Source organism: Pseudomonas sp. PDM04 (assembly GCF_014851765.1).
Taxonomy (GTDB): Bacteria; Pseudomonadota; Gammaproteobacteria; order Pseudomonadales; family Pseudomonadaceae; genus Aquipseudomonas.
In genome coordinates this window covers 558,487-571,787 of sequence record NZ_JACVAI010000004.1, presented here as the reverse complement: position 1 = coordinate 571,787, position 13,301 = coordinate 558,487, and the positions used below count along the sequence as shown (strand labels likewise).

The window sequence follows — 13,301 nt, the reverse complement described above, 5'->3', positions numbered from 1 at the left end:
AGAGTTGAGCCCGGGCCGTTCATAGAAAAGGGCTATCAAATCGATAGCCTGCTATTTTTCGAGGATGGTCTAACCTCATTTCAGACGTCTGAAACCAGGGGGATATTCCATGCTCGCGCAACTTCCACCGGCCTTACAGAATCTGCAGCTCCCATTACGCCTGCGACTCTGGGACGGCCACGAATTCAATCTGGGACCGACGCCCAGCGTCACGATTGTGGTCAAGGACCCACAAATGGTTTCCCAGTTCACCCATCCTAGTCTGGACGCGCTCGGAGCCGCGTTTGTCGAAGGCAAGCTTGAGCTTGAAGGCTCGATGAGCGACGTGATTCGCGTCTGCGATGACTTGAGCCAGGCGCTTTTGGGCGAGGACGAAGACAGCCAGCCGGTGCGTGTCGCGCACGACAAGGAAACCGACGCCAAGGCGATTTCCTATCACTACGACCTATCCAACGCGTTCTATCAGCTGTGGCTCGACAGTGACATGGCGTACTCCTGCGCCTATTTCGAAACCGGCAGCGAGACCCTGGAACAAGCGCAACAGGCCAAGTTCCGGCATCTGTGTCGCAAGCTGCGCCTGCAACCCGGTGAATACCTGCTGGACGTCGGTTGTGGTTGGGGCGGTCTGGCGCGTTATGCGGCACGGGAATTCGGCGCGAAAGTGTTCGGTATCACCCTCAGCAAGGAGCAACTGGCACTGGCCCGTGAACGGGTGACCGCCGAGGGCCTGGACGACCAGGTCGAACTGCAGCTGCTCGACTATCGTGATCTGCCCCAGGACGGTCGGTTCGACAAGGTCGTCAGCGTCGGGATGTTCGAACACGTCGGCCACGCGAATCTCGCCGAGTACTGCAAGACCCTGTTTGGCGCGGTGAAGGAGGGTGGCTTGGTGATGAACCATGGCATCACCGCCAAGCACACCGACGGCCGTCCGGTGGGACGCGGTGCCGGTGATTTCATCGAGAAGTATGTGTTCCCCAACGGCGAACTGCCCCACCTGTCGATGATTTCCGCCGAAATCAGCGAGGCGGGTCTGGAGGTTGTGGATGTCGAGAGCCTGCGCCTGCATTACGCGCGCACGCTTGACCATTGGAGCGAGCGCCTGGAAGACAACCTGGAAGCGGCGGGCAAACTGGTGCCCGATCAAGCGTTGCGCATCTGGCGGTTGTACCTGGCGGGGTGCGCCTATGCGTTCGCCAGGGGCTGGATCAACCTGCACCAGATCCTCGCCGTGAAAGCCCACCCGGATGGCAGCCATGAACTGCCCTGGACCCGGGACGACATCTACACGCCTTAAAGAATCGGCGAAATAAGCCGGGCGATCCGCATGCCGACCTGTTGCAGGCGATGGGTCTCCCGGCTTTCCTGCTGGGCCACTTCATGGGCCTGGGCGAAGTCCTCGTTGAGCATCTGTTCGACCTCGCCGGCAAAGGCGCTGTCTACCGTCAACAGCATCACTTCAAAATTCAGCCTGAACGAGCGGTTGTCAAGATTGGCGCTGCCGATGGCGCTGATTTCGCTGTCGATCAACACCACCTTCTGATGCAGGAAACCCGGTTCGTAGCGGAACACCCGCACGCCGGCGCGTACCGCCTCGAAGGCGTACAGGCTGGACGCGGCGTAGACGATGCGGTGGTCGGGGCGCGACGGCAGCAGAATCCGCACATCGACACCGCGCAGCACCGCCAGGCGTAACGCTGAGAACACGGCTTCGTCAGGGATGAAATACGGGCTGGTGATCCACACGCGCTCGGAGGCCGCATGGATGGCTTCGACGAAGAACAGCGAGCAGGTTTCGTAGGGGTCCGCCGGGCCGCTGGCCAGCAATTGGCAAAGCACACCGTCGTCCGGATACACATCCGGCAGTATCAAGGGTGGCAACGATCGGGCCGCCCAGAACCAGTCTTCGGCGAAGGACTCCTGCATGCAGGCCACCACGGGCCCGCGCACCCCGACATGGGTGTCGCGCCAGGGTGCCAGAGGCGGCTTCTCGCCCATGTATTCGTCGCCGACGTTATGCCCGCCCACGAATCCGAGCACGCCATCGACCACCACGATCTTGCGGTGGTTGCGAAAGTTGACCTGGAAGCGGTTCAGCCAGCCGCTGCGCGTTGCGAAGGCTTTGACTTCGACGCCCGCATCACGCAATGACTGCACGTAACTGTGGGGCAGGGAATGGCTGCCGATGCGGTCGTACAGCAGATAGACCGCGACGCCTTCGGCGGCTTTCTTCAATAACAGCGCTTGCAGGCGTTGACCGAGGTGGTCGTCGTGAATGATGAAGAACTGGATCAGCACGGCCTCCCGGGCCTGGCTGATGGCGTCGAAAATCGCTTCGAAGGTGGCCGGGCCATTGATCAACAGCCGCACTTCATTGTTGGCCAGGCACGGCATGCGCCCCAGCTTGGGCATTGCCCGCAATGATGCATAGGCGTTGGAGGCGCGGGCCGTCAGGGCTTCTTCCACCCAGGGACGCCAGTTCAACTCCGAGATGGCCTTGCGCATTTCCTCGTTGGCCTGTCGCCGTGCCTTGATGTAGCCATCGAATGTGCTGCGGCCGAAGACCAGGTACGGGATCAGCGTGAGGTAAGGCATGAACAGCAACGACAAGGCCCAGGCGATGGATCCCTGGGCGGTCCTTACGGTCAACACGGCATGGACGGCGGCGATCAGCCCCAGGGAATGCAACAACGCGATCAGATAACCGAAAAGGTGCGGTCCAAAGTAATCCATGGGACAGCCTTGCTCCTGAAGATTCAATGCTTAACAGACCATGTTCCGTGCAGAATGTCGCTATTTAATTGGCCCCTGAACCGAAGCCCCTGGCTGACGTCTAACGGCCACTACTGATCAGGAGTGACACGATGAACGTTCGTCTGCTGGGCTTGGCCGTGGCTTTTGGTTTGGCACTCCCCGTGGCCGCTCAGGCGCAGATGCTGCAGCCGGGCCTGTGGGAGCTGACCTCGAGCAACATGAAGGTGGATGACCAGAACCTGCCGGATCTGCAATTGATCCTGGGCCAGATTCAAAGCCAGATGACGCCCGAGCAGCGTGCGCAGCTGGAGAAGCAGGGCATCACCATGGGCGGCAAAGGAATTCGCGCCTGCCTGACGCCGGAGCAGGTCAAGAGTGACAACATTCCTCTGACGGACCCTCAGTCGGGCTGCCGCCAGGAAATCACCGAGCGTACCGGCAACCAGTGGAAGTTCCGTTTCAGTTGTCCCAAAGCGCAGGGCGCGGGTGTGGCGACGTTCCTGAGTGATCGCGAGTTCACCACCAAGGTGAACGGCACGTTCAACGCCACGGGCATCCAGCAAAAGGGCAGCCTCGATACCCGTGCAGTCTGGTTGGGGCAGGATTGTGGAACGGTGAAGCCCAGGGCCTGACAGCATCGCGAGCAGGCCCGCTCCCACAGGATTACGCACGTGGGAGCGGGCACTCTCGCGACAAACTGTTCACACCACCACCGTTGACCGCAACCAGGCGCACACCGCTTCAACCGCCATCGTGCCGAAGTCCTCTCCGGTCCGGCTGCGCAACGTGACAAACCCACCTTGTTTTTCCTTTTCGCCGATCACCACCAGATATGGCACCTGTTGGCTGTGCTCGCGGATTTTGTGGCGGATTTTCTCGTTGCGCAGGTCTGCACGGGCGCGCACGCCGCTGCGGCGCAAGGTTTCAGTCACGGATTGGGCGTAGTCGGCCTGGCGATCGTCCATGCTGACGATCATTACGTGTGGCGGGGCGCGCCAGCTGTCCAGTTCCTCCTGGGAAGCCCAGCAACTGCCGTAGATTCGCTGAGTCGCGGTGCCGCTGATGTGATCGAGGGCGAATGCATGCAGCACCCTCGTTGCGGGAACGTGTGGACCGATCGACCGGCATTCGAAGTCGCCGAGCAGGTAGGGCGTCAGTCTCTCCAGGTCATCGGTGGGCGATGAGGGTTTTCGACGGCGAATCGAATGGTTGGTCGCCGCCAGCGTTTTCATGCGTGCCTCGATGCCCGCCAGATCGACGAGGTTCAGAGGACGCTCGAATTCAAACTCATGGAAGAAGCCGTCACCCAGCACCGATCCGCTCTGCAACTGTGCCTTTGGATAAAGCTGTTTCACGGCCACTGACAGCATCAGTGCGCAGGAGCGTCGCAGGATCTCCAGGCCGTCGGGCTCGCGGGGGGTGACGATACTCACCCGGGAATCGTTCTGGAGCATGAACTCACAATCGACCAGTACGCCGTCAACCCTGCCCGCGACGGCGGCTTTTGCCAGCTCGGGACTGATGCTGGCGGCGAGCTCGTACACCGACACGGGTTGGTCGTATTCAAGTAATGAACCATCGCTCAGGGTGATGTGGATCATGTCGGTGCTCTTGAGTGCTCGCGCATAAACCGTAGAGCCAAACCCGGGCAGTTGTCATCTAGACATTTGTCACGCCATGCGAGTTGGCCGGTCACCCGCTCACCGGCGGTTGAACCGACTTATCTATGCACGCCGATTCGGCGTACGAATCATGGCTGGCTCAGCGCCTGGTACAGCGTGTTGAGGTTGTATTCGAACAGGCCTGTGAACGTGCTGGCAGGGCCACTCGCGGCGAGGGCGTCTGAGTACAGGGTGCCACCGATGTGTGCGTCGCTCTCATCGGCAATCTGTTTGAGCAGGCGCGCGTCCTTGATGTTCTCCATGAACACCGCTTTGACCTTGGCCTGGCGAATCTGGGTGATCAGCGCAGCGACTTCAGCCGCTGACGGCTCGCGCTCGGTGGACAGCCCCTGCGGCGCCATGAAATCGATGCCGTAGGCCTGCCCGAGATAACCGAAGGCGTCGTGCGAAGTGACGATCTTGCGATTGCCTGGCGGCAGTGATCCGAGCTTGGCCTTGGCTTCGGCGAGCAGCGTGTAGATCTGTTTCAAGTACAGCTGGCTGTTGTGTTCGTAATCGGTTTTGTTCGCCGGGTCGGCGGCTACCAGTGCTTTGGTGATGTTTGCGATGTACAACTCGGCGTTGGCCAGGTTGTGCCAGGCATGCGGGTCGGGCAGGGTCTCCCCGTCTTCCTCCAGCGAACGGGGGATCACACCGTGGCTTGCACTGATGACCGTGGCCCTGGTGTCGGTGCTGGTCACCAGGCGATCCAGCCATGGCTCGAAACCGAGGCCATTCTTGATGATCAGCTTGGCGCCGAGCAGGGCCTTGGCATCGTCGGGCGTCGGTTCGTAGGTGTGGGCATCGGCATCGGGGCCGACCATGTTGGTGATCTGGATGTGATCGCCGCCGACCTGTTGGGTCATGTCAGCGAGGATACTGAAGCTGGTGACGACCTTGAGTTTTTCCGCCGCTGACAGCGACATCGAAAACACCAAACTGAGCAACACGAGTAAAGCGCGCATCGGGCAACACCTCATTGGGATGTGAGCAGGGGCGGGCGGCGCATCAAGCCGTGCACCGGCCCGAACACCACGGACAGCAGATACCCGCCGCCCGCCACGAGGACGATGGCCGGGCCGCTGGGCAGCGAGTAGTGGAACGACAGCAGCAGACCGAGCCACACCGACACGCAGCCAAGCAGGGCGGCCACCGCCATCAACACCGGTAGCCGTCGGCTCCAGAAGCGCGCGGCGGCAGCGGGCAGCATCATCAGGCCGACGACCATCAGTGCGCCGATGGCCTGGAAGCCAATCACCAGGTTCAGCACGACCAATGTCAGGAATACAGCGTGGGCGAGTGGGCCGAGGCGGCTGACGGTTTGCAGGAACAGCGGGTCGAGGGTATCCAGCACCAGCGGCTTGTAGATGAGCGCCATGGCCATCAGGCTGAGCCCCGAGACCCACAACATGCCTGTCAGGGTTGGACCGTCGACCGCCAGTGCCGAGCCGAACAACAGGTGCAGCAGGTCCAGGCGCTTGCCGGCGATGCCGAGAATCAGCACGCCGCTGGCGAGGGCGATCGGGTAGATCGCGGCCAGGCTCGCGTCTTCGCGCAGGCCGGTGCGCCGGGTAATCCACGCGGCGAGCCCGGCCATGCTCAAGCCAGCCCCCAAGCCTCCCAGGGTCAACGCTGGCAGGCTCAATCCGGCGAACCAGAAACCCAACGCCGCGCCGGGAAGGATGCCGTGAGCGACCGCGTCACCGATCAGGCTCATGCGCCGAAGGATCAGGAACACGCCGAGGGGTGCCGTGCTGCACGCCAGCGCCAGTCCACCGAGCAGTGCGCGACGCATGAACACGAACTCCTGGAAGGGTTGCCACAGGTGGACGACCGTCAGCATCAGGCCACCTGCGTGTGCGGTTGCTGATGGATCAGCTCGGTGCTCGGGCCAAGTACGCATCCACTGTTCCTGATCAACAGAGTTTGCGGCATGTGGTGCCGTACCGCCGCCAGGTCATGACAGACGACCACCAGGGTTCGGCCTTTTGCGTGCCACTGATGCAGGTGTTTCCACAGCAACGCTTGTCCCTCTTCATCGAGCGCCGCGTGGGGTTCGTCGAGTAACAGCAGCGGTGCTTCGGCGAGGCTCAGGCGGGCGAGGAGTGCGCGTTGCAGTTCGCCGCCGGAGAGCGCCATCAAGGGGCGTTGTTCCAACCCCGTCAGACACCAGTCTTCAAGGGCGGCGGCGAGGCGCTGACGGCGGACTTCGGCCGATTGCTTGTGGCCCCAGAAACCGGCGGCGACCAAGGCTTGCAGGCTGATCGGGAATTGCCGGTCGAGGTGTTGCTGCTGGGGCAGGAACGATAGCGAGCCTTGGCGTGGAACCTCGAGAATGACGTTGCCGCTCAGCGGTTTTTGCAGGCCGGCGATGACTTTCAGCAGGCTGCTTTTGCCTGAGCCGTTGGCGCCGATCACGGCAGTCATGCTGCCCTTGGCCAATTCAAAACTGACGGCCGGGGTGAGGGGTTGTCCAACGGCGCCCCAGCGTAATGCCTCACAGCGAATCATGCGGCCTCCCAATTCCATCGGCTCTCGGCGACGGCGTCATGGGCGTGAAGGCTTTCGGCGTGGACGACACGGACATGCAAGGCGCTGATTTCCGGGGAGCCTTTCATGGCCAGATGCAAACGCCGCGCGGCGTCTTCGCAGAACATCAGGTTTTGCCCGTTGGCGAGGGCAAAGGCTTGTTCATCGGCGCGTTTCACGGCGGTTTGCACGGCGGTGCCGAGGGCGGCTTCTGCCTCATCGATCACTTCGATCAACGGCAGTGCCTCGATACCTTCAACCAGACGAAGGCGCAATTGCGCATGGCTGCGCTGGCTATGAGGTGTTGCAACGATGCCTTTGGTTGAGCCCAGCCAGGCCAGAACGTCTGCGTGTTGCAACGAACGGTTGGCGAAGTCATCGACGAATTGCTGCTGGATCAGCTGCCGGGCCAGGGCCGCTGAACAAGGGCAGGTAGAGGAATAAGGCAACTGGATTTTTAGTTCCACGTGGAACATCGCGTTTTTCAGATGCGCTTCAATGCTGACCGGATAGCTTTTCCAACCGGACAGCGGGCTGATGAGGGCAGGCCTTTTCAGCAGCAGGTCGGTGTCGATCTTCAGGTAGGCGCGGGTCGACAGGCCTTGGTGGGAGTCGAGGAAATGCTCCAGGACTCGTCGGATCAGGTGCGGCGTCAGGTTTTCCTGCTCAAACAATTCCAACGCGAGGTATAGCCGCGACATGTGGATGCCACGCGCTTCGCCATCGTCCAGGCTGACACCGGCGTCGGCTGTCGCGCTCAAGCGTTGGCCATCGAACAGGATCGGCAAGGCAATGCCGCACATGCCCACCCATTCGAGCGGCAGGGCTTGGCGTGTAGCCTGCGCGGCGATATCCGGCAGAGTCAGCGCATTCATCAGCAGGTCCATCGTGGGAATCGAATTTGAATGTTATGTTATTACATCAAATTCGACTACGTCTTTTTCACGAGAGTTTTCACCGTGAACCGACGTGACGTGCTCAACGAAGGGCTACAGCGCTATTTCCAGAATAACCCGCAGCTCGACAGCTGCTTCGCCGGGTAACTGGCGCAAAAAAAGCGCAGGCCTAGCAACCGGAAATTCGGCTGCAGGTGAATTTGGCACTGCTGCCGCCGGAACTGGAAAAGCGATTGAGGGTGGTCCAGCCCACCCGCCGGTTGTAGCCGACCCAGGCTTCGCCGTCGGAGGCGATGCCGGTGAAAAACGTGAGTTGTCCGTAGCGGCTGTTGGTTTGCGCCCAGTAGCGTTTTCCCGCGCGTTCGAAGCCGCGCAGGTAGAGCGTGTTGCCGACGGTGTTGACGCTGTAGGCATTGCCGTCGGCATCCACGCAAGCCAGCAGGTTGGCGCTGCGGGTGCAGTTGGCCAGGCCCGGGGTTTGTGCCCGGGCGTCCAGGGTGAGCAGCAGCGAAGCGATCATCAGTGCGATTTTCAGGGCCATACGCAGAGTGTTTCTCACGGATCGGACGGGGTTCAGCATCGTGCCCTTTGTCATCGGCGGCAAGAGGGGGTGGCTTGATTGTATTGTTATACTGTAACGTAAAAATAAGCCCGACACTGCGACCGGGCATTCCTGTGAGGATTCCCTGATGCCCCATCGTCTCCCCGTCACCGTCCTGTCGGGCTTTCTCGGCGCCGGTAAAAGCACGCTGCTCAATTACGTACTGCGTAACCGCGAAGACCTGCGGGTTGCGGTGATCGTCAATGACATGAGTGAAATCAACATCGATGGCAGCGAAGTTCAGCGTAATGTCACCCTGAACCGCGCCGAAGAAAAGCTCGTGGAAATGAGCAACGGCTGCATCTGCTGCACCTTGCGCGAAGACTTGCTCGAAGAGGTCGGCCAACTCGCCAGGGATGGCCGCTTCGACTACCTGCTGATCGAGTCCACCGGCATCGCCGAGCCGCTGCCCGTGGCCGAAACCTTCACCTTCCGTGACGAGGAAGGGCGCAGCCTGTCTGACGTCGCGCGGCTCGACACCCTGGTCACCGTGGTCGACGGGGTGAATTTCCTGCTCGATTACCAAGCCGCGGAGAGCCTCGCGTCCCGTGGTGAAACCCTGGGCGAGGAGGACGAACGGCTGATCACCGAGTTGCTGATCGAGCAGGTCGAATTTGCCGACGTGATCTTGATCAGCAAGATCGACCTGATCAGCAGCAGCGAACGCCAGGAGCTGATGGCGATCCTCGAAAGGCTGAACCCGCAGGCCGAAATCCTGCCGATGGTGATGGGCGAAATCCCTTTGGCAAAAATTCTCGATACCGGTCGTTTCGACTTCGAAAAAGCCGCGCAGGCACCGGGTTGGTTGCGCGAGTTGCGCGGCGAACACGTGCCGGAAACCGAGGAATTCGGCATCGCCTCCACCGCTTACCGGGCGCGCCGACCCTTTCATCCCCAGCGTTTTTTCAACTTCATCGATGGCCCGTGGACCAACGGCAAGCTGTTGCGCTCCAAAGGCTTTTTCTGGCTGGCGAGCAAACCCATGGATGCCGGCAGCTGGTCCCAGGCCGGTGGTTTGATGCGCTATGGTTTTGCCGGTCGCTGGTGGCGGTCCGTGCCGAAAGACCAATGGCCCCAGGACGCGGAAAGCACTGCGGCGATCCTGGCGAACTGGACCGCCGCCACGGGCGATTGTCGGCAGGAACTGGTGTTCATCGGCCAGAACATCGACTTTGCACAACTCAGCGCCGAACTGGACGATTGTCTGCTGACCGATGAGGAAATGGCCCTGGGCGCCGAGGGCTGGCAATTGTGGTCGGACCCGTTCGGGCCCTGGTATGAAGAGGTGGCCGCGTAACCCTCGACCGAAGGAGGGCGCGGATCAAGGCTGGAGCCAGTGGCCCTGGCTCTGGCTTTCGCAATACGGCTTCAGGTACGCCGCGTCGGTGGCCACGCCGTAATAGTGAATATCCTGCCGGTAAGGCATATTGGCAACTTGCGCATTGCTGCACACGCCAAAGGCGCCGGCAGGGCAGTGGTCGACGTATTGCACCTCGACTTTCTGCCCGGCCAGGTTCGGCTGACAGAACCCGTCGGCGAAGAGTTTTTCCGGGATGCTGCGGTTCTCCTGGCAGACCTTCACGTCGAGTCGCTCAGCCGTGCTGTGTACCACGCACGCCTGGGCCAGCGCCTCGCCGCCAATGAGCGACAGGAGCAACGTCCAGCCAATCAACCGCATCCTCCACCTCCTCAGAAAACCTCGACCATGCTGCAGAACATTCCCACGCACGTCATCGCCGGTCCATTGGGCGCCGGCAAGACCAGCCTGATCAAGCACCTGCTGGCCCAGCGGCCGGCCAACGAGCGTTGGGCGGTGTTGATCAACGAGTTCGGGCAGATCGGTATCGATGCTGCGCTGCTGACCCGTGACGTCGATGGTATCGCACTGGGTGAAGTCGCCGGAGGCTGTTTGTGTTGCATAAATGGTGCGCCGTTCCAGATCGGTCTCGGACGCTTGCTGCGCAAGGCGCGACCGGACCGGTTGTTCATCGAACCTTCCGGGCTCGGTCATCCAGCGCAGTTGCTCAAGCAATTGGGTGAAACCCCCTGGGTCGGCGTACTGGCGGTTCAGCCCAGTGTGCTGGTGCTGGATGCCCAGGCGCTCGCCGCCGGCAAGCCCTTGCCTGTGACGCAGCAGGCGGCGTTGAGCCACGCCGGGTTGTTGCTGTTGAACAAGGCCGAACACCTCGATGAGCGTGATCGGCAGCGCATCGCCGCGCAGCTGCCGGCACGGCCCCTGTACTGGACGCAGCAAGCCGGGTTGCCGCTGAGCGAGCTGCCGGGTCTCGAGGCGAGAGCGGTGGCGGGTGTGGATAACTTCATCGCGCCCAAGGGGTTGGCGCAGATGCCGGCGGTATGGCCTGACCCGGCGCGACCGATATGCCTGAGCCAGGAACAGGACGATGGCTGGAGCATCGGTTGGCGCTGGCACCCAGGCCAGAGGTTCGATTCGGCGCGCCTTGGCCGATGGCTTGAAAGCCTTGTCTGGCGGCGGGCGAAGCTGGTTATCCACAGCGACGGGGGGTGGCTGTCGGCCAATGCGCTGGATAACGCGACACTGGCCTGGCAGCCCAGCGAATGGCGCCAGGATTCGCGGATCGAACTGATTTTCAGCGGGCCGCAGCCGGTAGACTCGTTGCAGCGCTCACTGGATCACTGTCGATCCGGTTAAGGACGCCATTTCGTGTGTTCCTGCCGCCACTGGCTAAGCTCAATCACTTCGGCGCGCGGCTTCGCCACTTCGGCCACCGGTGGCGTTTCGTCGAACGGCATCGGGTAGGGCGCCAGTTCGATCTGCGCACTGTGGGCGCCGAACTGGGTGATGGTGCCGTTATGGCGGGTTTCGCCGGTCACCGTGAATTCGAAGTTATACACACGGGCCAGGCGCCGCCGGCCGTTGGCGTCCTTGATGAAAGCGATTTTCTTCAACGCGACGTTGCCGTCCAGCAACTCGATCCCGAGTTTGCCGCAGTGCTGCTTGACCCGCTCCAGCGCGCGCTCGCGCAAGCCATGGTTGTGCCACAGCCAGGCGCCAGCCGTGGCGAGCAGCATCAACACGAAGATATTTCCGAGGGTCAGCATCAACGGGTGCTCCAACAATAGGATGTCAGCTTAACTGCGTCGCCGGTCTGTCGTACAGGCTGCGTTTAGTCGCATACTGCGCGGCTCGAATTTCAATCGTTTTACGGAACTCACGGCATGAAACGTACGCCACATCTGCTCGCCATTCAGTCCCACGTCGTGTTCGGCCACGCTGGCAACAGCGCTGCGGTTTTCCCGATGCAGCGGGTCGGGGTGAATGTCTGGCCGCTCAACACTGTGCAGTTCTCCAACCACACCCAATATGGCCAGTGGACCGGTGAAGTGCTGTCACCGCAGCAGATTCCCGAACTGGTCGAAGGCATTGCGGCGATTGGCGAGTTGGGAAATTGCGACGCCGTGTTGTCCGGGTATCTGGGCAGTGCGGCCCAGGGGCGTTCGATCCTGAAGGGCGTCGAGCAGATCAAGGCGATAAACCCCAAGGCCCTTTATTTGTGCGACCCGGTGATGGGGCATCCGGAAAAGGGTTGCAGCGTACCGGCCGAAGTCAGTGATTTCCTGCTGGAAGAAGCGGCCGCCGTGGCGGACTTCATGTGCCCAAACCAACTGGAGCTGGACAGCTTCTCGGGGCGCAAGCCGCAGTCATTGTTCGATTGCCTGGCAATGGCGCGTGCGCTGCTGGCCCGCGGTCCGAAGGCGGTGCTGGTCAAGCACCTGGCGTACCCCGGCAAACCGGCGGATGCATTCGAGATGTTGCTGGTGACGGCCGAAGCGAGCTGGCATCTGCGCCGGCCGTTGCTGGCGTTTCCGCGCCAGCCGGTGGGCGTCGGCGATCTGACATCCGGTCTGTTTCTGGCGCGGGTGTTGTTGGGCGACAGCCTGGTGGCGGCGTTCGAGTTCGCGGCCTCGGCGGTGCATGAAGTGTTGCTGGAGACCCAGGCGTGCGCCAGTTACGAGCTGGAGCTGGTCCGCGCGCAGGACCGCATCGCGCACCCACGGGTGAAGTTCGAGGCGACTGCGATCAGTCTTTGAACAGGGCAGGACCCATCGCGAGCGGGCTCGCTTCCCGCGAGGGCTTGGGTGAACATCAACCCGGTGTTCACCGCACAGCCGGCGATGTCTATCTAAAGCGCAATAGCCGCCTCAGGCATCACCCTTGATTTCCTGATAGCGCTTTTCCAGTTCCTGACGAATCTGGCGACGCTGCTGGGCCTGGATGAAGCGGCGCTTGTCTTCGCTGTTCTGTGGTTGCAGCGGCGGCACGGGCGCCGGTTTGCGGTTGTCGTCCACCGCGACCATGGTGAAGAAGCAACTGTTGGTGTGGCGCACCGAGCGCTCGCGGATGTTCTCGGTCACCACCTTGATGCCCACCTCCATCGAGGTATTGCCGGTGTAGTTGACCGAGGCCAGGAAGGTCACCAGTTCGCCGACATGCACCGGCTCGCGGAAAATCACCTGATCCACCGACAGGGTCACGACGTAGCGGCCGGCGTAACGGCTGGCGCAAGCGTAGGCCACTTCGTCGAGGTACTTGAGCAGGGTGCCACCGTGGACATTGCCTGAGAAGTTGGCCATGTCGGGAGTCATCAATACCGTCATCGACAGCTGGGCGTTTCCGGGTTCCATAGCGTTCTCACGGGTCAAGGCGGGTTTCGGAAGGGTGCACCTCTACGGGTGCCTGGGCGGTTTTTCGAACCACAGTTATCGGGACGCCGGGCGGGTGATTGCCGTCACGACAAATCTATCTGTTTCCATATATTGCACCGCCTTTCTGCCGGAAGTCGCGGTGTTACCCTGCAAAAGCCCGGTCCGAGGGCAATT

At 61.6% G+C, this 13,301-nt stretch carries 15 protein-coding genes; 5 read left to right on the top strand and 10 right to left on the bottom strand.

Going from position 1 to position 13,301, the window contains the following annotated elements; all coding sequences use genetic code 11:
- Positions 1–109: 109 nt before the first annotated feature.
- The gene (cfaB, locus tag IB249_RS18690; protein WP_192307210.1) at positions 110–1,297 is read left to right on the top strand and encodes a C17 cyclopropane fatty acid synthase CfaB; all 1,188 of its coding nucleotides are present in this window, start codon (positions 110–112) and stop codon (positions 1,295–1,297) included.
- Here cfaB and cls read toward each other — a convergent pair.
- Positions 1,294–2,733, bottom strand: a complete 1,440-nt coding sequence (gene cls, locus IB249_RS18685) for a cardiolipin synthase (protein ID WP_192307209.1) — start codon at positions 2,731–2,733, stop codon at positions 1,294–1,296. The two genes, cfaB and cls, sit on opposite strands and share 4 nt — an antisense overlap.
- A gap of 131 nt (positions 2,734–2,864) precedes the next feature.
- On the opposite strand from cls, the gene IB249_RS18680 reads away from it, so the two are divergent.
- Positions 2,865–3,386, top strand: a complete 522-nt coding sequence (locus IB249_RS18680) for a DUF3617 domain-containing protein (RefSeq protein ID WP_192307208.1) — start codon at positions 2,865–2,867, stop codon at positions 3,384–3,386.
- A gap of 69 nt (positions 3,387–3,455) precedes the next feature.
- On the opposite strand, the gene IB249_RS18675 is transcribed toward IB249_RS18680, so the two are convergent.
- The 6 genes from IB249_RS18675 to IB249_RS18650 all read right to left on the bottom strand — a co-directional run bounded on the left by IB249_RS18675 (position 3,456) and on the right by IB249_RS18650 (position 8,387).
- On the bottom strand, positions 3,456–4,355 hold the full coding sequence (locus IB249_RS18675; protein WP_192307207.1) for a His/Gly/Thr/Pro-type tRNA ligase C-terminal domain-containing protein: 900 nt from the start codon (positions 4,353–4,355) through the stop codon (positions 3,456–3,458).
- Between the two features lie 149 nt (positions 4,356–4,504).
- The gene (locus tag IB249_RS18670) at positions 4,505–5,380 is read right to left on the bottom strand and encodes a metal ABC transporter substrate-binding protein (protein ID WP_192307206.1); all 876 of its coding nucleotides are present in this window, start codon (positions 5,378–5,380) and stop codon (positions 4,505–4,507) included.
- A gap of 11 nt (positions 5,381–5,391) precedes the next feature.
- On the bottom strand, positions 5,392–6,258 hold the full coding sequence (locus IB249_RS18665; protein WP_192307205.1) for a metal ABC transporter permease: 867 nt from the start codon (positions 6,256–6,258) through the stop codon (positions 5,392–5,394).
- Entirely contained in the window at positions 6,258–6,926 is a 669-nt protein-coding gene (locus IB249_RS18660) for a metal ABC transporter ATP-binding protein (RefSeq protein ID WP_192307204.1), read from the bottom strand. Before IB249_RS18660 ends, IB249_RS18665 begins: the two co-directional genes overlap by 1 nt.
- Complete coding sequence (gene folE2, locus IB249_RS18655; protein WP_192307203.1) at positions 6,923–7,819, bottom strand: GTP cyclohydrolase FolE2; 897 nt, start codon at positions 7,817–7,819, stop codon at positions 6,923–6,925. The genes IB249_RS18660 and folE2 overlap by 4 nt, the downstream gene beginning before the upstream one ends.
- 190 nt (positions 7,820–8,009) lie before the next feature.
- A complete protein-coding gene (locus tag IB249_RS18650; protein ID WP_192307377.1) occupies positions 8,010–8,387 on the bottom strand; it encodes a glutamine synthetase in 378 nt (125 codons plus the stop codon).
- A 142-nt stretch (positions 8,388–8,529) separates the two neighbouring features.
- Here IB249_RS18650 and zigA point away from each other — a divergent pair, with 142 nt between their 5' ends.
- Positions 8,530–9,738 carry a zinc metallochaperone GTPase ZigA gene (zigA, locus tag IB249_RS18645; protein WP_192307202.1) on the top strand — a complete coding sequence of 403 codons (1,209 nt, stop codon included), beginning with the start codon at positions 8,530–8,532 and terminating at the stop codon, positions 9,736–9,738.
- A gap of 24 nt (positions 9,739–9,762) precedes the next feature.
- Here zigA and IB249_RS18640 read toward each other — a convergent pair whose 3' ends face one another.
- Entirely contained in the window at positions 9,763–10,119 is a 357-nt protein-coding gene (locus tag IB249_RS18640; protein ID WP_192307201.1) for an NADH:ubiquinone oxidoreductase, read from the bottom strand.
- A gap of 27 nt (positions 10,120–10,146) precedes the next feature.
- On the opposite strand from IB249_RS18640, the gene IB249_RS18635 reads away from it, so the two are divergent.
- Complete coding sequence (locus IB249_RS18635) at positions 10,147–11,112, top strand: CobW family GTP-binding protein (RefSeq protein ID WP_192307200.1); 966 nt, start codon at positions 10,147–10,149, stop codon at positions 11,110–11,112.
- On the opposite strand, the gene IB249_RS18630 is transcribed toward IB249_RS18635, so the two are convergent.
- Complete coding sequence (locus tag IB249_RS18630; RefSeq protein WP_192307199.1) at positions 11,109–11,522, bottom strand: DUF3301 domain-containing protein; 414 nt, start codon at positions 11,520–11,522, stop codon at positions 11,109–11,111. The two genes, IB249_RS18635 and IB249_RS18630, sit on opposite strands and share 4 nt — an antisense overlap.
- A 117-nt stretch (positions 11,523–11,639) precedes the next feature.
- On the opposite strand from IB249_RS18630, the gene pdxY reads away from it, so the two are divergent.
- Entirely contained in the window at positions 11,640–12,512 is an 873-nt protein-coding gene (gene pdxY, locus IB249_RS18625) for a pyridoxal kinase PdxY (protein WP_192307198.1), read from the top strand.
- Between the two features lie 111 nt (positions 12,513–12,623).
- Here pdxY and IB249_RS18620 read toward each other — a convergent pair whose 3' ends face one another.
- A complete protein-coding gene (locus IB249_RS18620) occupies positions 12,624–13,106 on the bottom strand; it encodes an acyl-CoA thioesterase (protein WP_192307197.1) in 483 nt (160 codons plus the stop codon).
- Between the last annotated feature and the right edge of the window lie 195 nt (positions 13,107–13,301).